This is a genomic window from Domibacillus aminovorans, from assembly GCF_001643235.1.
Classification (GTDB): Bacteria; Bacillota; Bacilli; order Bacillales; family Domibacillaceae; genus Domibacillus; species Domibacillus aminovorans.
Genome location: NZ_LQWY01000038.1, coordinates 31,627 through 53,096, shown reverse-complemented (window position 1 = coordinate 53,096; position 21,470 = coordinate 31,627). Strand labels below are relative to the sequence as shown.

The 21,470-nt window shown below is 38.0% G+C and carries 27 protein-coding genes; 19 read left to right on the top strand and 8 right to left on the bottom strand.

From position 1 onward, the window contains the following. Positions 1 to 265: 265 nt before the first annotated feature. Positions 266 to 1,297, top strand: a complete 1,032-nt coding sequence (locus AWH49_RS13110; RefSeq protein WP_094777176.1) for a zinc-dependent alcohol dehydrogenase family protein — start codon at positions 266 to 268, stop codon at positions 1,295 to 1,297. Between the two features lie 49 nt (positions 1,298 to 1,346). Here AWH49_RS13110 and AWH49_RS13105 read toward each other — a convergent pair whose 3' ends face one another. Then, entirely contained in the window at positions 1,347 to 1,592 is a 246-nt protein-coding gene (locus AWH49_RS13105) for a YkuS family protein (RefSeq protein WP_063966072.1), read from the bottom strand. A gap of 180 nt (positions 1,593 to 1,772) precedes the next feature. Between AWH49_RS13105 and AWH49_RS19300 the strand changes: the two genes are divergently transcribed. Beyond that, a complete protein-coding gene (locus AWH49_RS19300; RefSeq protein WP_018393031.1) occupies positions 1,773 to 1,901 on the top strand; it encodes a YuzL family protein in 129 nt (42 codons plus the stop codon). A gap of 331 nt (positions 1,902 to 2,232) precedes the next feature. Here the strand turns inward: AWH49_RS19300 and AWH49_RS13100 are convergent, their stop codons facing one another. Together AWH49_RS13100 and AWH49_RS13095 are read right to left on the bottom strand one after the other, a co-directional pair. Continuing rightward, the gene (locus AWH49_RS13100; RefSeq protein ID WP_063966071.1) at positions 2,233 to 2,661 is read right to left on the bottom strand and encodes a VOC family protein; all 429 of its coding nucleotides are present in this window, start codon (positions 2,659 to 2,661) and stop codon (positions 2,233 to 2,235) included. A 314-nt stretch (positions 2,662 to 2,975) separates the two neighbouring features. Beyond that, positions 2,976 to 3,338 carry a winged helix-turn-helix transcriptional regulator gene (locus AWH49_RS13095; RefSeq protein ID WP_063966070.1) on the bottom strand — a complete coding sequence of 121 codons (363 nt, stop codon included), beginning with the start codon at positions 3,336 to 3,338 and terminating at the stop codon, positions 2,976 to 2,978. A 338-nt stretch (positions 3,339 to 3,676) separates the two neighbouring features. Between AWH49_RS13095 and AWH49_RS13090 the strand changes: the two genes are divergently transcribed. After that, positions 3,677 to 4,510 carry an aldo/keto reductase gene (locus tag AWH49_RS13090; RefSeq protein ID WP_063966069.1) on the top strand — a complete coding sequence of 278 codons (834 nt, stop codon included), beginning with the start codon at positions 3,677 to 3,679 and terminating at the stop codon, positions 4,508 to 4,510. A 215-nt stretch (positions 4,511 to 4,725) separates the two neighbouring features. On the opposite strand, the gene AWH49_RS13085 is transcribed toward AWH49_RS13090, so the two are convergent. Continuing rightward, entirely contained in the window at positions 4,726 to 5,280 is a 555-nt protein-coding gene (locus tag AWH49_RS13085) for a helix-turn-helix domain-containing protein (RefSeq protein WP_063966068.1), read from the bottom strand. 108 nt (positions 5,281 to 5,388) lie between these two features. Between AWH49_RS13085 and AWH49_RS13080 the strand changes: the two genes are divergently transcribed. The 3 genes from AWH49_RS13080 (at position 5,389) to AWH49_RS13070 (ending at position 9,358) form a co-directional block, all read left to right on the top strand. Further along, complete coding sequence (locus AWH49_RS13080) at positions 5,389 to 5,973, top strand: LysE family transporter (RefSeq protein WP_063966067.1); 585 nt, start codon at positions 5,389 to 5,391, stop codon at positions 5,971 to 5,973. A gap of 196 nt (positions 5,974 to 6,169) precedes the next feature. Further along, positions 6,170 to 7,135, top strand: a complete 966-nt coding sequence (locus AWH49_RS13075) for a cation diffusion facilitator family transporter (RefSeq protein ID WP_063966066.1) — start codon at positions 6,170 to 6,172, stop codon at positions 7,133 to 7,135. Positions 7,136 to 7,249: 114 nt separating this feature from the next. Next, positions 7,250 to 9,358 (top strand): sensor domain-containing protein, encoded by a 2,109-nt coding sequence (locus AWH49_RS13070; RefSeq protein ID WP_063966065.1) that lies wholly within the window; start codon positions 7,250 to 7,252, stop codon positions 9,356 to 9,358. 21 nt (positions 9,359 to 9,379) lie between these two features. Here the strand turns inward: AWH49_RS13070 and AWH49_RS13065 are convergent, their stop codons facing one another. Next, complete coding sequence (locus tag AWH49_RS13065) at positions 9,380 to 9,679, bottom strand: hypothetical protein (RefSeq protein ID WP_018393037.1); 300 nt, start codon at positions 9,677 to 9,679, stop codon at positions 9,380 to 9,382. A 196-nt stretch (positions 9,680 to 9,875) separates the two neighbouring features. Between AWH49_RS13065 and AWH49_RS13060 the strand changes: the two genes are divergently transcribed. Continuing rightward, positions 9,876 to 10,454, top strand: a complete 579-nt coding sequence (locus AWH49_RS13060) for a spore coat protein (protein ID WP_063966064.1) — start codon at positions 9,876 to 9,878, stop codon at positions 10,452 to 10,454. 80 nt (positions 10,455 to 10,534) lie between these two features. On the opposite strand, the gene AWH49_RS13055 is transcribed toward AWH49_RS13060, so the two are convergent. Continuing rightward, the gene (locus AWH49_RS13055; protein WP_063966063.1) at positions 10,535 to 11,125 is read right to left on the bottom strand and encodes a YitT family protein; all 591 of its coding nucleotides are present in this window, start codon (positions 11,123 to 11,125) and stop codon (positions 10,535 to 10,537) included. Positions 11,126 to 11,216: 91 nt separating this feature from the next. Here AWH49_RS13055 and AWH49_RS13050 point away from each other — a divergent pair, with 91 nt between their 5' ends. From AWH49_RS13050 to AWH49_RS13000, 11 genes are all read left to right on the top strand, one after another. Beyond that, on the top strand, positions 11,217 to 11,465 hold the full coding sequence (locus tag AWH49_RS13050; RefSeq protein WP_063966062.1) for a spore coat associated protein CotJA: 249 nt from the start codon (positions 11,217 to 11,219) through the stop codon (positions 11,463 to 11,465). Next, positions 11,458 to 11,721 (top strand): spore coat protein CotJB, encoded by a 264-nt coding sequence (locus tag AWH49_RS13045; protein WP_063966061.1) that lies wholly within the window; start codon positions 11,458 to 11,460, stop codon positions 11,719 to 11,721. The genes AWH49_RS13050 and AWH49_RS13045 overlap by 8 nt, the downstream gene beginning before the upstream one ends. Positions 11,722 to 11,745: 24 nt before the next feature. Further along, positions 11,746 to 12,315: a spore coat protein CotJC gene (gene cotJC / locus AWH49_RS13040; RefSeq protein ID WP_063966060.1), complete on the top strand. Its 570-nt coding sequence runs from the start codon at positions 11,746 to 11,748 to the stop codon at positions 12,313 to 12,315. A 188-nt stretch (positions 12,316 to 12,503) separates the two neighbouring features. Continuing rightward, on the top strand, positions 12,504 to 13,535 hold the full coding sequence (locus AWH49_RS13035; protein WP_034284585.1) for an FUSC family protein: 1,032 nt from the start codon (positions 12,504 to 12,506) through the stop codon (positions 13,533 to 13,535). 125 nt (positions 13,536 to 13,660) lie between these two features. After that, positions 13,661 to 14,515, top strand: coding sequence for a dimethylarginine dimethylaminohydrolase family protein (locus AWH49_RS13030; RefSeq protein WP_063966059.1), 855 nt, complete (start codon positions 13,661 to 13,663; stop codon positions 14,513 to 14,515). A 275-nt stretch (positions 14,516 to 14,790) separates the two neighbouring features. Next, entirely contained in the window at positions 14,791 to 15,978 is a 1,188-nt protein-coding gene (locus AWH49_RS13025; RefSeq protein ID WP_063966058.1) for an acyl-CoA dehydrogenase family protein, read from the top strand. Between the two features lie 631 nt (positions 15,979 to 16,609). Beyond that, complete coding sequence (locus AWH49_RS13020) at positions 16,610 to 16,813, top strand: DUF1657 domain-containing protein (protein WP_018393045.1); 204 nt, start codon at positions 16,610 to 16,612, stop codon at positions 16,811 to 16,813. A gap of 98 nt (positions 16,814 to 16,911) precedes the next feature. Beyond that, complete coding sequence (spoVAC, locus tag AWH49_RS13015; RefSeq protein ID WP_018393046.1) at positions 16,912 to 17,391, top strand: stage V sporulation protein AC; 480 nt, start codon at positions 16,912 to 16,914, stop codon at positions 17,389 to 17,391. Then, entirely contained in the window at positions 17,391 to 18,401 is a 1,011-nt protein-coding gene (spoVAD, locus tag AWH49_RS13010; RefSeq protein ID WP_063966057.1) for a stage V sporulation protein AD, read from the top strand. The genes spoVAC and spoVAD overlap by 1 nt, the downstream gene beginning before the upstream one ends. Before the next feature lie 74 nt (positions 18,402 to 18,475). Further along, positions 18,476 to 18,682: a DUF1657 domain-containing protein gene (locus AWH49_RS13005; RefSeq protein WP_018393048.1), complete on the top strand. Its 207-nt coding sequence runs from the start codon at positions 18,476 to 18,478 to the stop codon at positions 18,680 to 18,682. A gap of 33 nt (positions 18,683 to 18,715) precedes the next feature. Further along, positions 18,716 to 19,576: a DUF421 domain-containing protein gene (locus AWH49_RS13000; RefSeq protein WP_063966056.1), complete on the top strand. Its 861-nt coding sequence runs from the start codon at positions 18,716 to 18,718 to the stop codon at positions 19,574 to 19,576. Between the two features lie 65 nt (positions 19,577 to 19,641). On the opposite strand, the gene AWH49_RS12995 is transcribed toward AWH49_RS13000, so the two are convergent. Next, positions 19,642 to 20,325 carry a DUF421 domain-containing protein gene (locus tag AWH49_RS12995; protein WP_063966055.1) on the bottom strand — a complete coding sequence of 228 codons (684 nt, stop codon included), beginning with the start codon at positions 20,323 to 20,325 and terminating at the stop codon, positions 19,642 to 19,644. A gap of 139 nt (positions 20,326 to 20,464) precedes the next feature. On the opposite strand from AWH49_RS12995, the gene AWH49_RS12990 reads away from it, so the two are divergent. Continuing rightward, entirely contained in the window at positions 20,465 to 21,094 is a 630-nt protein-coding gene (locus tag AWH49_RS12990; protein WP_063966054.1) for an MBL fold metallo-hydrolase, read from the top strand. 231 nt (positions 21,095 to 21,325) lie between these two features. On the opposite strand, the gene AWH49_RS21305 is transcribed toward AWH49_RS12990, so the two are convergent. Continuing rightward, positions 21,326 to 21,469 (bottom strand): IS3 family transposase, encoded by a 144-nt coding sequence (locus tag AWH49_RS21305; RefSeq protein ID WP_157723727.1) that lies wholly within the window; start codon positions 21,467 to 21,469, stop codon positions 21,326 to 21,328. Between the last annotated feature and the right edge of the window lies 1 nt (position 21,470).

The window sequence follows — 21,470 nt, the reverse complement described above, 5'->3', positions numbered from 1 at the left end:
GCTATCATAAATTTACAAATATTTACTGAATCTCATTAGGATCTCACATAGCTTTACATGACATTGATTCCATAACATGTGAAAAATGAATGTAACATGTAATATTTCCATGATTATGTTAAATTGAGTCTAGGAAGGGCGCTTATATAATGGAGAAAGTGTCACCATGATATTTGTATTGCGATCGTGTGTCGTTTAGTATTATAGAATGGATAGCTTTGCTAAAATAGCGTTATGAAAGCGAATTCAAATAGGAGGAATGAAAATGAAAGCATTAGTAATTGAAGAACCATATAGAGCAATAGTGAAAGAAGTACCTTATCCAGCACCGTCGTTTGGGGAAGTGACAATTCAAGTAAAACACACTGGAATTTGCGGTACTGATATTCATATTTTTAAAGGCGAGTTTGTATCACCCTATCCAATTATTCCAGGGCACGAGTTTTCCGGCGTTATTCATGAAATCGGCAAGGGAGTGACAGGATTTGTAAAAGGAGAAAGAGTCACCGCAGACCCTTCTTTATTTTGTGGAGAATGTGAATTTTGTTTAACCCATCGTGGCAACCAATGTGAAAATTGGGGTGCTCTCGGAAACACCACTGATGGGAGTATGGCGGAATATGTAAAGGTTCCTGCGAGAAATGTTGTGAAAATTCCAGATTCACTTTCTTTTGAAGAGGCCGCGTTCATCGAACCGATGGCATGTGTTGTTCATGCGATGAACCGCCTTGATTTACAAGTAGGAGACCGGGTTCTTTTATTTGGAGCAGGAGCAATGGGCCAGCAGCTTGTCCAATCATTAAAAATGGCTGGTGCGTCTGAACTTGTCATTGTGGATATTGATCAAGCGAAACTCGATATGGCGCTGGAGTGGGGTGCTACGAAAGGCGTACTGAGTCAAGAAATCGAAAAACACCTGAATAAGGAAACATATCCGAATGGATTTGATGTTGTCGTAGATGCTACTGGAATTCCAGCTGTGATTGAAACGGCATTTGGCTATCTTGGAAAGGCGGCGAAATATTTACAATTTGGTGTTACGCCTCAAGATGCAAAAGTAACCTTGGATCCATTTAAATTATACAATCAAGATTGGACAATTTTGGGTTCTATGGCCATTAATCATACATTTCTACCTGCTTACCACTGGGTGAAAGAAGGACGAATTCAACTTAACCATCTCATTTCCGATCAGTTGTCTCTCGAGGAAACGATTGATTTCTTAAAAGGTCCACGCAGCAGCAGTCAATTTAAAGTACAAGTGCAAATCGAAAAGGGATACTTTGAAAAAATTTGAAAAAGAAACCGGGTGCCTAGGCAAAGTCTAGACCCGGTTTTATTTGTTATTAGACAGGTAACTCCTCCACTTGTCGGCAAACTTCATTAGCCGACAAGCCGCTTGCCTCAATGACAGGGGCTAGTGTTGAGATATCTTGTATCCCCATTACGTTTGAATCTATCCCCGTCACAACACAAGCAGAACAATTTTTTGCGTCCTCGGCCGACTTTAAATCCACCACATCATAGCCTTTTTCTCGAAGAGCCTCGGTAATATTTGTTAATGACTGTTCCACGGCAATTTTTTTCGCCATTCATTATACCTCCTCATGTTAATCCCGCATTAATGGGCAGTAAGTTTCTCACTTTTTTAAAAAACAAGTGGGGTCCAGCTGACCGTTTATAGATTGTCTTTTCAATCGTGTTTTTATACTGCATTTTTCAGAGAATAAAAATAGGAACTAATTGAGACAATTAAGGGAGGAGGTGATAAAATGGGAAAACGGAAAAAAGACCCATCAAAGGCAGAATTAGGTTCACCAGAAGTCAAAGGACAAGGTACGACGAATATAGAAACTGATGGAAGAACGGTATCTTCAGCCCGACATAAAAAAAAGAAATAGCTATATGATCATTAGTGATCAGAAAAGCGTTTTTGATTAAGAAAATAAAGCCATTAGTAGAAATAAATACAAACTAAATCGAGCAATTTACTAAATGGAGACAGTAAATAGGGCGATTCCACCAATAATGCGGAAAAGCTTTTCCACAAAAAAGCAGGAAGGGAGAATCCTTCCTGCAAATAGTATTATTTGTCCATTTCAGCTTATTAGTCATAATCTCATTACTTCTTTTAATCCCATCCCGTAACATCCTCAACTAGATAAAACAGGGTATAGCAGTATTAGAAATACAAAAAGTATATATATCCTTTTTGAAAATGTCTCGAGAAAATTACATTCTCATTTCTCCACTATCATAGTTGAATTGCCAATTAATTCCGAATTTATCTATTACTTGACCATAGAGCTTACTCCAGAATGTTTCTTGAAGGTCCATGACTACAGTGCCGCCTTCTCTCAGTTTATTAAAGATAGATTTAATTTCATCCATATTCTTATTAACTAATGCAAGGCTTATGTTGTTACCCTCAACAAAAGGCATACCAGGAAAAACATCAGAAAACATAACATTGCTTCCATCAATATCAAGCCTTGTGTGCATTACTAAATTTTTTGCTTCATCTGGCAGAGGAAATTCTGGGTTAGGTGGTGTTTCATCAAAGGTCATAATTTGTGGTTTTTCTGTTCCAAATACCTGTGCGTAAAACTCTACTGCTTCACGACAGTTCCCATTAAAATTAATATATACATCAACAGACATTTGTTTCACTCCTAAGTATTAAAATGTCAATCATTGCTAAATTCTTTATTTTTATATTGTATCATTTAATTGTACAGAATCAAAAATTTTATCAAAAATACCTAATGGAGAATCATTAAGTGTCCGGGAGAAAAACGTGTACGATGGTGCATTGCCATCCGGTAACAGTATAGCATCTCTCCAACTGTGGCATCTGGCAAAACTGACGAAAGATGATGAACTATTGCAGAATTGCAAAGAGATCGTCGGCCACTTTTCGTCCGCTATTAACGAACAGCCGATTGGCGTGTTATATATGATGCAGACGGTGGTAATTATTTGTTTAACACATTGTTCTCTAAATAATCTTCTTTATTACCATATACTTTGATAATATGCGCTTCTCCCCAACCACATAGGGCGTGAAGGATAGGTTCTAAGCTTCCTCCATATTCGCTTAATTCGTATTCTACTTTAGGAGGAAGCTCATGATAAAGCTTTCGATTAATCACTCCATCTTCTTCTAATTCGCGTAACTGTTGTGTCAACATTTTTTGTGAAATATTGGGCATTAATCGTTTTAATTCACTTGTTCGTTTTTTTCCATGTGTCAAGTGACATAAAATTACACACTTCCATTTTCCTCCAATCACTTCAAGCGTCGCTTCGACAGAAATATTATACTTTTTCTTTACCATATCAAACAGCCTCTCATTAGAGTTTATAGAACGTATATTCACAGGAACTAAAAGGTACCTATATAACAAAAAAGTACGTACTTTCTATTTAGATTTGTTTCATTCATAATAACATTTGTTCCGGAACATTTGGCAAGTAAAAGTTAACATATTGAATGCAGGAGACACTATGTAAGAAACTAGACAATGGAACTTGTATGCATTACTTGCACTTGCAGTCACAGCATTTGCCGGAAGGGCATTACACAGATTCAATGGATTTTATTCACACAGTCACTGGCGCCTTAATATTAACCGCCATTCGTGCAAATCAAGAAAAAAAGAGGAGAGTGTTCAATATGGATTTACACACAGCGACATTAAATAATGAAGTTAAAATGCCATTACTTGGATATGGGGTTTTTCGTGTAAACAATGGGTCTGATCTAGTGAAAGCCGTGAAGACAGCAATCAAAAAAGGATACCGAAGTATTGATACAGCACAGGTTTATGGAAATGAAGAAAGTGTCGGTCTTGGCGTTCAACAAGCGATTGAAGAAGGGATTGTCACCAGAGACGAATTGTTTATTACATCAAAAGTTTGGAATGATGGTCTGACTTATGAGGAGACCATTGCTGCTTATGAAACAAGCTTGTCAAAATTGGGGCTTGATTATTTAGACTTATATTTAATTCATTGGCCCGGAAAGAATAAGTATCTAGACTCATGGAAAGCACTTGAAACGCTCTATCAAGAAGGACGAGTACGAACAATTGGCGTAAGTAATTTCCAAATCCACCACTTGGAAAACTTACTTCAGAAGGCTGAAGTAAAACCGGTTATTAATCAAATTGAGTTTCATCCTCGTCTTACACAACTAGAACTAAGAGATTATTGTGAAAAGAATAATATACGGGTAGAAGCATGGTCCCCACTTATGAATGGTGAGGTTCTAAATGATGAAATTCTTCAAGTAATTGCGAAAAAATATGATAAAACAGTTGCACAAATTATTTTAAAATGGGATCTACAGCATGGAGTCATTACCATTCCTAAATCAATGACAGAATCACGTATTGAAGAAAACAGAAATATCTTTGATTTTGAATTAACGACAGAGGAAGTTAAGCAAATTGATGAATTGAATGAAAATGTACGCAGTGGTCCTGATCCAGATGAATTTGATTTTTAAAATGTCTTCTATGCGTCTTCAAGAATCGTATCACTTTTTAAGTGCTGCGGTTTTCTCCTTTGTATTACAAAAAGGATAGATAAAAGCTGATATGGTCTGCTATCATCTATCCTTTTGATTTCGATTCGGTTGGATAACATACAAATCCTTCCACCATCACCTTCGAAATGAAGACTTTGTCTACAAGCTGTCCCTTTCTGTAAGAACCAGGTTTTTTAAACTGGATAATATATAATCATACTTAATCGAGTTAATGTTTCCCCTGAATTATGATAGTTATGGGGTCTGTCAGCCTTGAATCTGATAGAATCACCACTTCTTACTATATATTTAATGTTATTTACACTGACAGTTAATTCCCCATCAAAAACAGTTAAAAATTCCTCAGTTCCTCCTCTGTGCGAATCCGCATTTAGAAACCCGCCTTTTTCTATCTCAACTGAATAAACTTCGAAGCGTCTATCATCTTGGAAGGGAAAATAGGGATAAACTCGATACTTTCCGTTATCTTCAGATAATGTTTGAACTTCACTTTTTAAAATAACTATGGTATCTGGTTGCGGATTATTTATTAGAGAAGTAAAAGAGATCTTTAAGCCATTTGCAATTTTCCAGATAGTTGTAATAGTGGGACTCGATTCGCCTCTTTCAATTTGACCAATCATTGTTTTACTTACTCCAGTCAGCTCTGCGACCCTCTCAAGGCTTAATTTTTTATCTTCTCTCAAGGCTTTTAAGTTTTTTGCAATGATAAGATTTATTTCTTCCATAAGTACACTCCTCGTTTACAATATAACGGTCATATTGTACAATAAAAAGTAAATCGTTATAATGTGTATTTTAGTCATTATAACATACGTTACAGAAGGAGGGCCAATATGCCTTTATTGTCGTTTTTTCTATATGTTTTTGTTACTAGTTTTACTCCAGGTCCTAATAACATTATGGCAATGTTATTTGCTAATCAATACGGGTTTAAAAAGACACTTAGGTTTTGTTTAGGAGTAGGTGCAGGCTTCTTTGTAATAATGTTATTGTGTAGTTATTTTAATCTACTGCTTAAAAATTTCATTCCAAAAATTGAATTTATTATGATTATCTTAGCTGCAATCTATATGTTGTATCTGGCTATAAAAATAATGTTAAGTAAAAATAATGATAAAGGCCATGAAGGGGACAAGAATAACAGTTTTTTTTCAGGTATGCTTTTACAATTCGTAAATCCGAAAGGTATTTTGTATGGCATAACAGCAATATCAACCTTTATCCTTCCATATCACACTTCCAATTTCAGCTTACTAGTATATTCATTATTTCTCGCTTTTGTTGGTTTTCTTAGTACTATGTGTTGGAGTGTGTTTGGTTCACTGTTTCAAATGTACCTAACAAAGTATAGAAGTCAGTTTAATATTATTATGGCTTTGTTATTAGTGTATAGTGCCGTATCGATTCTTGTAGAATAAAACAAGACACATGAAAAAGTCGATTTCCTGTATATTAGGGGATCGACTTTTTTAAGGATAGAATCGTTTATTTGTTAATTTATCTCATCGGTTTCTAAATTTTTTATTTATTCATTTATAAAAACCTTAATAAAGGTCAGGATATAAACAAACACTCCTAGGGTATAGGGATATATAGAAAAATAGGAGGGCAGATATGGCGATCGTTCAGCTATTGAAAAGGGGAAATACATCTTCAGGTATTGCAGCAATTGGCAATATGGTGTTAGCGATTTTGAAGTTTTTTGCGGCCTCGTTCAGCGGAAGCGGCACGATGTTTGCATCGGCTATGCATTCACTAGCAGATACTGTGAACCAGGGATTTGTGTATTTTGGCAGTGCACTGGCGGAGATGAAGCCTTCAAAACGGTTTCCAATCGGGTTCGGCCGGGTTGTTAACATCTTTTGTATGATCGCAGTCATCGTCGTCACAATTATGGCATACGAAACGATTTTAAAAGGATGGAAATTGCTTCAGCATCCAGAAGAAGCTACAGATTTTTTATTAAATGTAGCTGTTCTCGCAGCGGCCATCATCATTGATGGATTTATTTTATTTAAAGCGATGAAAGAAATTTTAGAAGAAGCACACGTTGAAAAAAGCGGCAATATTTTGACTCAGGTGTTTCGAAATGTCGGCAAAGCATCACCGGCAACGCGTCTTGTCTTTTATGAAGATCTCGTTGCGACATCCGGCGCATTTTTAGCGCTGATCGGGATTACGCTCGCACAGTTTTTTGGCGTTCTAGAAGCGGACGGTGTTATAACAATAATAATCGGATTATTGATGGTTTTTGTTGCCTTCCGCGTTGGGTATGACAACATGGTAGGCCTTATCGGTGTGGCAGCTCCTATTGAAGTAGAGGAAAAAGTAGCAAAGATTATTTTAGAAGACGCGGATACGGTAGACATTCATCATTTACGCATTTTACAGGAAGGCCGCTCGTATCATATTGACGGAATTATCGAACTGCGTAAAGGATTTTCACTTGCAGAAGCGGACGACATTAAATTCCGAGTCAGAGACCGATTGCTAAGGGAAAAAGAAATTGCAGATGTCGCGCTCGGCATTATTGAAGATGACGATAAATCGAGTTGGCAGCCGAAAACAACCAGCAAATAATGAAGAAAAATCGAATTGATCCATATCAATTCGATTTTTGTAGTTAAAAAGGACTATATGACTTATAATGAAAAATATGTATGTTTTTTCTTTTTATGAAAGGAAGATTTATAAATGGATAAAAGTTACACTCTTTTTTACTTAAGAACAACTCATTACGAAGTACCCATTCAATATGACCGTGTTGTGAAAGACTTGCATGATATTCATTACGCACTCGATCAGTCATCTATTTTAGTGATCACAAATGAAAACGGTGTCATTACTTATGTGAATGATCGTTTTTGTGAAATATCACAATATGAACGTAGTGAACTTATTGGACGAACGCACCGCCTCATCAATTCGGGTTTTCATCCCAAATCGTTTTTTCAGTATATGTGGAAAACGATCAAGCAAGGTGATATTTGGCAAGGCGATATAAAAAACCGGGCGAAAGATGGGTCAGAGTACTGGGTGAGCACAACGATTGTGCCGTTTCTTGATGATCATGGCTCTCCTTACCAGTTTGTCTCGATACGAAGTGATATTACCGACCGAAAAAAAGCGGAAGAACAACTGAAAACGGCACTGAAAAATGACTTTCGACAAACAGTGAAAAACTTGCAAAATGCCGTTTTTAAATATAGGCAGACGGATGAGGGAGAATTTCAGCTAATATTGCTTGAAGGGAAAATTTTGGAGCCTTTAGGCTATACGACAAGTTTTGTGCAAGGGAAGAAGCTAGATGAACTTTTTTCAGCAAAAGTGGTCAGAAAAACAAAATTCTATTTCGCTAAAGCGTATAAAGGAAAAGCTGTTGACTTTGAAGTCAGAATTTTCAAACATACGCTTCTTATTCACTTATCGCCTATCTTTGAGAAGGGCCAAATTATCGAAGTAGTCGGGACAGCTACCGATATTACAGGGCGAAAAAAAGCGGAAAAAGCGATCTATCATGTCGCTTATTACGATTACTTAACGGGGCTTCCAAACCGCCGTCTTTTTCAAAAACACATGAAAACAGTTGAATCTTCTGCCCGCCATGATCCGTTTGCAGTTGTATTCATCGATCTTGATCGAATTAAACATGTTAATGATACGATGGGCCACACCATCGGTGACCAAGTATTGAGTACGGTCTCAAGACGTCTTGAAGAGTGTCTTCGCGAAGGCGATATGGTCGCTCGCATTGGTGGAGATGAGTTCGCTGTTGTACTGCCTGGTGTATGCCGCAAAGAATCAGAAGGAATAGCAGAGCGCATGATCCGTCATATAGGGAAACGGATGTCCTTTAATGAAATAGAACTTTTCGTGACGGCAAGTATGGGCATTAGCATATATCCGGATGACGGACAAGACAGCGAGACACTGATTAAAAATGCCGATGCAGCCATGTACTTAGCGAAAGAGATGGGCAAAAATAATTATCAATTTTTTACAAAAGAACTCGATGAAAAAAATGCGAAGAAAATGATGCTTGAGCGAGAGTTGCATAAAGCCCTTGAACGTGGCCAATTTCAATTGCATTATCAGCCCCAATTCGATCTTCAATCGGGCTGCTTGTTAGGTGTGGAAGCCCTTATTCGGTGGGAACATCCGAAGCTCGGTACGGTCTCACCCGCTGACTTTATTCCGCTTGCCGAAGAAACAGGCTTAATTGTGCCGATTGGCAATTGGGTGCTGCAAACAGCCTGCCATCAAAATAAAAAATGGCAGGATGTCGGTTTTCCAGCTGTCCGGATCAGCGTCAATGTTTCTGTACGACAGTTCACACAGCCTAATTTTGTCGACAACGTGAAAGAGGTGCTTGAGCAAAGCGGTTTATCGCCTGACTGTCTGGACCTTGAAATAACGGAAAGCATGACAGTTGAAGGTGAATTTTTTCATTCTGTGCTGCGAAAATTAAAAGAGTTGAATATTCATGTTAGTCTAGATGATTTTGGGACAGGCTATAGTTCACTCAGTTCGCTTCGTCATTTTCCGATTAATCGGCTTAAAATTGACCAGACATTCGTCAAAACACTGGATGATACGAATAAAGCCATTGTGGCGATGATCATTACACTCGCTAAAAGTTTGAAAATAAATGTCATTGCAGAAGGAGTGGAAACGATGGAACAGGTCATCTTTTTAAAAGAAATGAACTGCCATGAGGCACAGGGCTACTTTTTTGCAAAGCCGATGCCCGCAGAACAAATAACTGTCTTTTTCGCACGGTCGTTCGCTTACTCTCTACAATAAAACCGGTCAAAAGACAGTTAGTTATTTTTTCCGTTTGTTCATTTCTTCCATCACGATAAACGACAGATCGTCATTTCCATATAGCGACAGCACGTTTAACAACGTTTCATTTGCAATAGTACCCGCTTCTTCTTTAGGTACGGTTAACTCGACGGCTTGTTTTAGTGCGTCGTTAGCCGCTTGATTCGGATAGGCTTGCGTATACAGTTCAATTGGATCAAAATCGTTATTGACACACCACTGAGCGAAAATAAATACCATCATTTGTTCATCACGCTGATAATTTTCAATTATACTGTTTTCTAGCTCTTTTTTATTCATTTATCTTATCCCTTTCCATTTGTAAATAGTTGACGTTATTGTTCATTTTCACATAAGGAAGAGGAAAAAGACAGCATTGTGATCGGCGTTATTTTCATTTCACAAGCAGCCAATGTCAGTAAATAATTTCATCGTATAAAAAAGAATCGTTGCTCCATAATAAGCGCGTACCACAATCTTGAGGAGGCGAATACACATGAATATTTCCCCACAGTTTAACCATGGTGCACATGAGATCTTTGATGTCCATGAAGTATTATCATGCACAATCGGCGCATTAAACAAATACACGGTGCTCCGGTCAAAAGTAAAGGATCAGGAATTGCTCGACATACTGGATCGTCAGCATCAATTTATGCATCAGACGTACAATACGATTGTAGATTGTTTCCAATCCGGTCAAGATCCGGCCGTACCGACGAAAACTTATATGATGAAAGAGAACAACACATTCAAATTTGGACTGACACCAACTCAGCCAAAAAAACCGATTCAATCAGAAAGTGAAATTAATGATGAGATCATTTCTGGATGGATGCTTGGCACGGCTAAATCATTAGCTACAGTAAAAACAGGTGCTGCGATGGAAACGACAAATCCTGTCGTACGCCGTGTGCTCGCTGATTCGATTCCAAACTGTATCGAAATGGCGTATGAGATCTCGATTTATCAAAATAAAAATGGCTACTATCAAGTGCCGCAGCTTCCAATTACAGATATGCAGGCGATCATGCAATCATATGCACCAGCTCCTGTGGCAGTTGCAGCACGTTAATTAAAAACAATCCCGTTGTCTTCATGACAGCGGGATTGTTTTTAATACTACATAAAAGTGTTTAGCAAAAAATCTTGATTTTACTTTACTGCTTTATTCTTTATTGAAAACAGGCTGGTCATGATCCCTACACAACAAACGGTGAGGCAGGATAAGAAGGGGGAACCCTTTAAAAAGATGATGCTTCCGGTAAAAACAATGAAGAAATCAAGAAGAAAAATCATGATTCCTGGATTCATGTTTAGATGCCTGGCGAACATTTGACCGAGCAAATCAGTTCCGCCAATACTCGTATCAAACCGAAGCATGAGGCCAATCCCCGATCCTACAAAGATCCCCCCGATCACAGCATTTGTAAGAGGAGCTAGATACAAATTAGTTCCTAAAGAATGCAGTGGATAGAGCACATCGATTATGAACGAGGAAAACATCATTCCATGAAGACTGTTATAAAAATAGGCGCGGTTATAAATCCATGCCAACATAAAAATAGGTATGCTCATGATAATCACGACGAACCCGATTTTTATGCCTGTCAAATAGTGCAAGATCAGACCAATTCCAATGGTTCCCCCATCCAGTAATTCATAAGGAACAAGAAAAACATTCACCCCAATACCTAATAAGAAGCTTCCTATCGTAATCGAGATTGTTTTGTGTAAAAAGGGCATGTTTTTCCCACCTTTAATATAATGTTCTAGCATATACAAGGAAGGAAATGTATATGATTACAAAGCAAGTCATTTAGTGAGGTGAGGAAAAATGAAAAGTAATCCAAAGACGTTTACAAAAGTAAAGTCGTACGTTCCATATCACAGTCCCTGTGATCCCTGTCCACCCATTGGACGCAAATATTATAGCACTCCACCAAACTTATATTTAGGATTTCAACCGCCAAATCTTCCGCAGTTTTCTCCTATAGAGGCATTGAAAAGAGGTACATTGTGGCCTGTTTTCTATGATTTTTACGAAAATCCTTATAAGAAGAGAGCGGGTAAGGAACATGAATAAAACATTACCTCAAGAGTACTATAAGCAGTTGGAAGAAATACAAGTGGCCGACTTTGTTCTCATTGAATTGACTCTATACTTGGACACTCATCCGACTGATACGCAAGCGATCGAGCAATACAATCAGTTTGCTCATTACAGCAAACAGCTTAAAGAAAAATTCGAGTCAGCATTTGGTCCTCTTCAACAAGGCAGCCTTAATCGTACACCTGAATTTTGGGCATGGAAAAGTGGTCCGTGGCCGTGGCAAGTATAACGAAATGGAAAAGGGGGGAATCCAATGTGGAGTTATGAAAAAAAGCTTCAATACCCTGTAAAAGTCAGCACTTGTAACCCCACTTTAGCCAAATATTTAACGGAGCAGTATGGTGGGGCAGACGGTGAACTTGCGGCTGCTCTCCGCTATTTAAATCAACGTTATACAATTCCGGAAAAAGTAATTGGTCTGCTAACAGACATTGGGACAGAAGAATTTGCTCATTTGGAAATGATTGCAACGATGATTTACAAATTAACAAAAGATGCAACGCCACAGCAGTTAAGAGATGCAGGACTCGGTGAGCACTATGTCGCTCATGACAGCGCTTTGTTTTATAATAATGCAGCGGGTGTCCCATTTACCGCTTCTTACATTCAAGCAAAAGGAGATCCGATTGCTGATTTATATGAAGATATTGCAGCGGAAGAAAAAGCGAGAGCGACTTATCAGTGGATTATTGATATGTCCGATGATCCGGATTTGAATGATTCGCTCCGTTTCTTAAGAGAAAGAGAAATTATCCACTCACAGCGTTTCAGAGAAGCTGTTGAAATATTAAAAGAGGAACGTGATCGTAAAAAAATATTTTAAGATCTAAATGGAACAGCATAATGAGAAAGTACGTTAAATATTCAGTGTTATAATACGAATGTCTTTATTTATACGGACACTTTCACTAAAATCAAGTGGAAGTGTCTTTATTTATACGGACACTTTCACTAAAATCAAGTGGAAGTGTCTTTATTTATTGGTATATTTAACAGAATGGAGATAGAGTGATGACTTTAGGACCACGTGTACTGAAAACAGGGATTGCTGTTACATTGGCATTATACATATGCTTTATTTTGAATTTGGAACCTGCTGTATTTGCAGGAGTAGCCGCGATATTCACGGTCCAGCCGTCGATTTATCGTACATGGAGACAAATGTTTGACCAGATTATAACGAATACATTAGGTGCAGCAGTTGCTCTCTTTTCAATTTATTTTTTAGGGGATAATCCAATTATAATTGGATTCGTCATCGTGTTGGTTATTTCTTTAAGTTTAAAATTGAAGATGGAAAGTACGATCCCGCTCACACTCGTTACGGTGTTAGCAATTATGAGTGCGCCAGGAAATGAGGAGCTCTTTTTTACGATGAACCGCTTTTTCATTATTATGGTTGGGATTGGATCAGCGCTGCTCGTTAACCTCTTCATATTACCTCCAAAATACAAGGTAAATTACTTGGAAAAAGCGCAGTCCATTTTCCAAAATATGTCGTTGCTTCTACGCACAGCTATTTCAAACGAGATGACTGAGACATCATTTCAAGAACACAGCAAAAAGTTACAGACTGACGTTCGAAAGTTAGAAGAGCAATTTAAGATCTTCGATGAAGAAAGAGCAAAAATGGCAAAATTAAAACCGGTCGATGTGAGAGAAATCGTTGTATTTAAACAAATGTTAAAAACGCTTCAACAAGGGGAAGAAGTATTAGAAAACATTGAAGAGCACTATTTTCAGAGCAAGGCGACAGACGAGGAAGATCATCTATTCGACGCACATCTTGAACAGCTGACGAGGTATCACGAATATTTATTTTTGAAATATGAGGGGAAAATAAAAGAGCAGGAAGATCGTATTGACCAGGGTATATCGGGCCAAAGCGGAATATTTTTCGAACAAGCATTGGAACGGTACATCCAAAACAAAGATCAAAAATTGCGGCTATTCATTATTGCCTCTTCTATAGTGGAATATACGTTTCATTTACAGCGATTGGACCAATTAATCGATCAGTATTATAAGGGAAGAAATAAGTAAAATTTAATATTCCTAAAATATCCTTTAATGGATAAGTAAATCATAAAAGGAAAGAACATTTGTTTACATTTGTATGACAGAAGGGAAGAATATATTGAAAATATATACGTCCTGGAGGGTACAAAATGATAGTTGTTTCAAATCAACCTAAGCGAATTCAATGTAATAACGAATATGATGAACTCCAAAAAGTCATTTTATGTGAACCTCAATTTATGGCCATTCGTGAGGTTATTAATGAAACACAGGAGCATTTTAAAAACGAAAATATTAATATTGGTCGTGCGATGAAACAGCACGGTCAATTTAGTCAATTGCTTAGCGATCACGGGGTAGAAGTCATTAAGCTTCCATCCTTCCAGCGCTACCCGGAACAAGTTTTCACAAGAGATATTGGATTTACAATCGGCCAAACAATTTTTACTGCTGAAATGGCAGCTGACATCAGGCAAGGAGAGGAAAATGAACTGCAAAAATGGCTTAAAACAGAGCATATTTCATTTCTTAATCTGAGTGAACATTCGATTGAAGGCGGAGATGTTATTGTTGATGGGAACATTCTCTATATTGGGATAAGCAGCCGGACAAATGAAGGAGCGATTCATCAGTTAAAAAGCATACTCCCTGATTACGAAATAATCCCCATTTCATTTAATGAAAAATATTTGCATTTAGACTGCGTTTTTAATATTATCTCGCCAAATGAGGCATTAATTTTTCCAGAAGCGATTGATCATAATACTGTAAAGATGCTATCATCGCGATTTGATTTGATCGAAGTGACTGAAAAAGAACAGTTTACACTTGGAACGAATGTGCTTTCAATCGGACGAAAAAAAGTGTTTAGTTTAATGGGAAATCATGATGTAAACAATCGCCTTACAGAGCGGGGGTATGATGTGATTGAGGTAGATATTTCAGAGATCATTAAATCAGGAGGCTCTTTTCGCTGCTGTACATTGCCAATTTTACGTAGATAAGACAAATAGTTTTCATCTGTCATTTCAGGAGGCTCCTACCCGAATCTTTGGTAATTTATTCATGTTTCAAAATCAAATATTAATTACCACTTGACTTATAGGTTTAATTTGTTTTAAAATGTCATTAAAGATTTTGAAAATTTAGCAGGCCAACCGGATTACTGGAGGCTCCCCATTCAAGATGAAATTTATCTTGAATGGGGAGCCTCTCTTTTTGAGAAGAGGTGCATGAAAATCAAAAATATATCTGATTTGAAAATGGAGGACTTGTATTAATGAATATAGCAACGACAGAAACAAAACGTGATTACCTTCAGATTGCCAATTCATTAGCAATGGAATTTGCTAAAACGGCAATCGAGCGAGATAAACGAGGAGGAACAGCAAAAGTCGAGCGCGATCTACTGCGTGATAGTGGATTACTTTCACTTCTTATTCCGACCTCTCTAGGAGGAAAAGGAGAAGAATGGAAAACTGTTTTTCAACTAACACGTGAACTCGCAAAAGTAGATGGATCGATCGCCCATTTATTCGGATATCATTTTTTATGTTTGACATCTGTCCATCTGTTCGGATCTCAACAACAGAAAGAGAAGCTTTACGCAGAAACAGCCGAAAAGAATTTGTTTTGGGGAAATGCCTTTAATCCTCGAGATGAAAATTTGCTGCTGAAGAAAGAAGGATCTCAATGGCTATTGAGTGGGAAAAAAAGCTTTTGTTCAGGTGCAAAAGATTCTGACCGTTTATTGATTTCAGCAAAGAGCCCAGATCATGATCGGCCGATTATTGCGGTTATTCCGACTAACCGGACAGGAATTATCATAAAAGATGATTGGGATAGTTTTGGACAGCGGCAAACAGACAGCGGGACTGTTCTTTTTAATGAAGTGTTACTGAAGAAAGAGGAAGTGCTTGATTTTTATGAACAACATCTCGAAAGTTTATTTCCTACATTACGGACACACATTGCCCAAACAATTTTAGTTCATGTGATGCTTGGCGTTGCGGAAGGGGCATTTGAAGAGGCAAAGAACTATACAAAAAAGGTGACTCGGCCTTGGCTGACTTCTCACGTAGAGAAAGCAACAAGTGATCCCTATACCATTCGCCAATATGGAGAATGGTTCGTTCAATTAAAAGCTTCAGCTGCACTGGCTCAACATGCCACAAATACCTTGCAAGATGTATGGGAAAAAGAAGGGTCGTTAACAGAGCAGGAAAGAGGAGAGTGTGGGATCATCATTGCAACAGCAAAAGTTGCCGTTGCGAAAACAGCCTTAGAGGTGACGAATCGGATGTTTGAAGTAATGGGAGCAAGGGCTACCTCAGCTCAATATCAGTTTGACCGTTTTTGGCGAAACGTAAGAACTCACACATTGCATGATCCGATTGATTATAAAATTCGTGATATTGGAAATTGGGCTCTCAACGATCAGTTGCCTGAAAAGACACCCTATTCTTAATAAATAAAGCAATGGATCAATGTATATTGGAGTGTAATCAAAAACAAGCAGATTCTTAGGAGCCTGTTTGTTTTTTGATGAATAATATATATGCTGAATATCTGTCTTGCAAAGGGATAAAAAAACAGACATTTCGATTCTTTTCCGGGAGTGAAAGGATGTTATAATGGAGAAACAATAGTATAGGTTTTCTCAAGGGTGGTCGGCGCATGCTTTCTCCATGTTTATTGTGGAGAGGAGGTGATGCCGTATGACAGTCTTTCAATCACTTATGTTCGCTGTTACGTTTGCAGGTCTGGTTGTGTCGATTCTGTCATTTTATAAAAAAGACTAAAACCGCCCTTGAGTTTCGTCGGCTCAGGCGGTTTTAGCTGCTTTGGTGTCGACTCCTATTAGGGAACCAACTATTGTATGACCGTTTCGATGTTGTAGCATCGAAACGGTCTTTTTTAATGTAATAAATTTATAACACCATTATACCCGATTTTCCAAAAAAATAAAACCGATTTAATTGAGCGAATGATCGATATGAGAAAATCGGCTTTCGTCAGTGGATATATTTTCAATTCATAAAAAAACTTTTTTACTTCATCCTAATATTGTTCTTAATGATTTCGAGGAGGAATTAAATATGACAGTAATTAATGATGTAAAGCAAACAATGGCCGGACTTAAAACGGTCCAAGCAAGCTTTGAAACGTTTGCGCTTAGTACGGATAATCAACAAGCGAAAACGCTCTACCAGAATGCTGCTCAGCAAGCACAGACAATTATTGATAATTTCTCTCCGCGCATTGAGCAAATTTTACAAGAAGAGCCTCAATACAAACAGTAATAGTGATCTGAAAAGGTTGGTTATTCTCACCAGCCTTTTTTTCCCATTTATCAATTTGAAGGCACATACAAGAAAAAAGAACTGGAAGTGGTACAAATATGTCAAATAATCAAAAGAAAGAATTAACACCTGTTCAACAGGAATACCAAGTTCTTCAAAAGCAGAGGGAAATAAAAAGACCTGTTGTTCGTAATTGCATAAAAGCTTTTTTTATAGGTGGTTTGATCTCTTTAATCGGGCAGGCCATCCAATTCTTTTATATATTTTTTTTCAATTTTACCGAACAAACAGCTTCACATCCAACGGTAGGAACTTTAATTTTCATCGTTATGCTTTTAACGGGCTTTGGTGTTTATGATCGACTTGCTCAATTTGCAGGAGCGGGATCGGCTGTACCAGTTACCGGCTTCGGAAATGCCGTCATATCTGCTGCTATTGAACACCGGACGGAAGGATTTGTGCTAGGTGTAGGCGGTAACATGTTTAAATTAGCCGGTTCTGTCATTTTGTTCGGCGTTTTTTCCGCTTTCGTGGTTGCTACGATTAAAATCATTTTGATACAGTGGGGTGGTTTTTAATGTTAGCGGGTCATCGTACATGGGTCTTTGATCAAAAGCCAGTTATTATCTCTACTGGGACGGTAGGTGGACCATTCGAGGCGAACGGGATGCTTGCGAATGATTTTGACCTTCTTCATTCTGATTTATGGTTAAAACAAGATACGTATGAACAGGCCCATCGAGTGCTTTTTGAAGAAGCTTGCCAAAAAGCAATGGAAAAAGGCGGTCTGAGAAAAGAGCAAGTTCAGTTTCTTCTTGGAGGAGACCTCATTAATCAAATGACACCGACAAGTTTCGCCAGCGGGACATTGGGGACTCCGTATCTCGGTTTATTTGGTGCCTGCTCAACCTCTATGGAAGGGCTCGCTCTTGGCGCCTATATCGTAAACACGAAAGGAGCCAAATATTTATTAACAGGGGCTTCGAGTCATAACGCAGCGGTTGAAAAGCAGTTTCGTTATCCGACTGAATACGGAGCGCAAAAACCGCCTACATCACAATGGACAGTAACAGGGGCTGGAGCTGCTTTGTTGAGTGATGAGGGAAAAGGTCCCCGCGTGACGTCTGCAACGATCGGCCGTGTCGTTGATATGGGGTTGACCGATCCATTAAATATGGGAGGGGCGATGGCGCCGGCAGCCGTCGATACGATAGAGGCGCATTTAAGAGAACGAAATCTCGATCCTTCCTACTACGACTTGATTGTAACGGGAGACCTTGGACGAGTTGGACATGAAGTTTCCCTTGATTTATTTAAAAAACATGGGACTCCTATACAAGAAGAGCAATATAAGGATTGTGGACTGATGATTTATCGGGAAGGGCAGCCGGTTCTGGCTGGAGCCAGTGGACCAGGATGTTCAGCAACGGTTGTGTATGGTCATTTGTTAAACCGCATGAAAAAAGGAGAATTCAAACGAATGCTCGTTGTCGCGACAGGGGCTTTATTGTCTCCATTAAGTTTTCAGCAAGGTGAAACGATACCTTGTATCGCTCATGCCGTGTCGATTGAATATGGGAATGAATAACACAATCTGATCGTATTCCGTTCTTTGTAAGGGACACCTTTGATATTTAAATGAAAAAGAAGGGAGAGTATAGGATGACTGTTGCATCAAGTGTGAAACAATGTCTAGCTAGCCTCAAAGGCGCAGAAGCCAGCTTATCTAGTTTAACTTCGCGAACGCAAGACGATGAATCCAGGCGGACTTTGCACGAAGCAATGATGGAAGTAAACGAAATTGTGACCGATTTAAAAAAACGGATTGGAGAATTAGAACGAGAAGAACCTCAGTATAAAGGTTTTTAAAAAAGGATTATAGTGTGCAGGAGGTGTTAGGCAGTGCCAGAGTGGTTACAAGTAGTACTGCGAAGTTTATTGTTTTTAACGGGTCTTTTTGCCACGACGAAGTTACTTGGTAAAAGGCAGCTCTCTCAATTGTCCTTTTTTGAATATGTTACTGGTATTACCATCGGAAGCATCGGTGGGGAATTGGTTACAGGGGTTGAAAAAAACATTATGCATGGTCTTCTAGGACTGGCCATTTTTGCAGGGATACCCTTTTTAGTTGGATTCATTTCATTAAAGAACAAAGCCTTTCGCGATTTTATGGAAGGAAGAGGGGTTGTCTTCATTAAAAACGGGAAAATTATGGAAGAAAATTTAAAAAAGGAAAGGTATACAATAGATGAATTATTGGAATTACTTCGAAAAAAAGATGTTTTTCAAGTTTCTGATGTTGAATTTGCTGTATTAGAGGCGGCAGGTGATTTGAGCATATTACTTAAAAAAGAAAACCAACCGTTAACGCCTAAAGATTTAAACTTACAAGTCGCTTCTATAAAAGAGCCACAAACTGTAATAATGGATGGGAAAATACTGGATGAGCCATTGTCCACCATCAATCAAAGCAGAAATTGGTTAAACACCGAACTGGACAAACTGGGCGTTACGATTGAAAATGTCTTTCTTGGACAGGTGGATTCTTATGGGCAGTTAACCGTTGACCTTTTTGACGATAAAATTGAAGTCCCGCCTCCTACAGAAATGCCTTTACTGCTCGCAACAATGAAAAAATGCCAGGCGGACTTAGAGCTATTTGCTCTTGGAACAGAAAAAGAAGAAGCCAAGGATATGTACAGCAAAAACAGTGAAAAGTTACAAAAAGTCATTGATAAAGTGGAACACATTTTAAAAGGGTAAATCATGATGAAAGCCACTATTTCGAGTTCGAATCAGTGGCTTTTTAGCTAAAAAGATGAAAATGTCTACTTAGGACTTATATGAATACCTTCACTATCCCGCCAATCTGCAAAAAAGATCCCTTTTTCATCATGATATCCATTAGCCTGTAATTCTTTCTTCAACCATTTTTGATCAAATCCAATTTCCTGTAAGTTATCCAACAAAATTTCGCCATCGATAATCAAGCTGACTGGCAAATCTACAGGGTTTTCTGGAAGATTAAGGTCTTGTCGTTTCGGATTTTCATACTTAGATTTCAGCAATATACTTATATTACCATTTTGTTCCAATATACCGTATTTGACTTCACGCACGGAAAATACATTATTTTGTCGAAGTAAACTTGCTACTTCATTGATATCTAATTTATTTTTACTAAGCATCTCTCGGTCCAAGATACCATCCCGGATGAGAATAGATGGATTCCCTTCTAATAGAAAACGTGTCGATTTCTTTTTTTGTGTGATAAACTCTATTCCCAACATGCAAAGTGTCCATAATCCGGTTGCGTATAAAAATTGATAAACCTTTACTTGTTCGTCATATAAAGTATTTCCTAATAAATCCCCAAGTACTAATACAAAAACTAAGTGATATGTACTTAATTGATTAATAGAGGTTTTACCTGTTAAGTTAATAATAAAAAACAAGAAGGCAAAACCGACAACAATTTTGATTGTCAGCATACCAATAAAAATGTTTTCCATCCTCCCATCTTATTTTCTCAGCGTTTTATCAGTATGGACATATAAAAGGAATGGTTATACATCTGAAGGGTAATTTAATGCGGCAATTCATTAAAATTTTATATAAATCATGGTACACTTATAACTAAGAGGTGACACGATGGAATGGATTCAGCTGCCACTTGGGCCGCTTCAAACAAATGCGTATATTGTCTATAACGATGAAAGGTCTTGTTTAATCATCGATCCTGGCGAAGAGGAACATAAAATTCGTCAGTTTATAAGAAAGAAAGGGCTGCAGCCAAAGGCGATCCTGCTTACACATGCCCATTTTGATCATATCGGTGCAGTAGATTCGCTCCGTGAATGTTACAGCACACCTGTGTATCTTCATCGAGCCGAAAAAAAATGGTTGTCGAATCCTTCATTAAATGGATCGTCTAATTATAAAGGGATTCAGCCAATCATTGTGAACCAGGCAGATCAGTTGTTTACAAAAGATGGACAGCTTTCAATTGGAGGTATCTCCTTTTATTTGTATGAAACTCCCGGTCATTCTCCAGGAGGCGTTAGCTTTTATTTTAAGGAAGATGGCTTTATTATCGTCGGAGATACGCTCTTTGAGGGTGGAATTGGCCGCACAGATCTGCCAGGCGGTCAAGAAGAACAACTTTTAAAAAGTATCCATAACAAACTTTTAATATTGCCTAAAGATACATATGTATTACCTGGACACGATGGTGTCACAACGATTGGTCAGGAATTAGATCACAATCCTTTTTTAAAGTAACTCGTGCTTTAAAGATATAGATAGAGCAACAACAAAATCAGTTCATTTGCTCCTGATTTGAATAGAAATACAGGGTGTTGAATATTTTGACGATAAATAGCGCATTTACATTCTGAGGGGTGAATATTAATCCAATGTGTGTGATGAAAAAATAAGGCCAATCGAATTTTAACATCATTCATGAATGAAAGGCTGAATGGTGTTAAAATATAAAGGCCCCTCCTTCAATAATTAAAATATGGAATGAGCGGACATCCAGAACTTTAGCTTGAATTCAATAAGGCTAACGTGACCCAGTGGTCCATGAATTCGAATGTTGTTAAACCAATGTACGTAATTGTCAATTCTCCCATTACAGTTTAGATCGTTCACCATT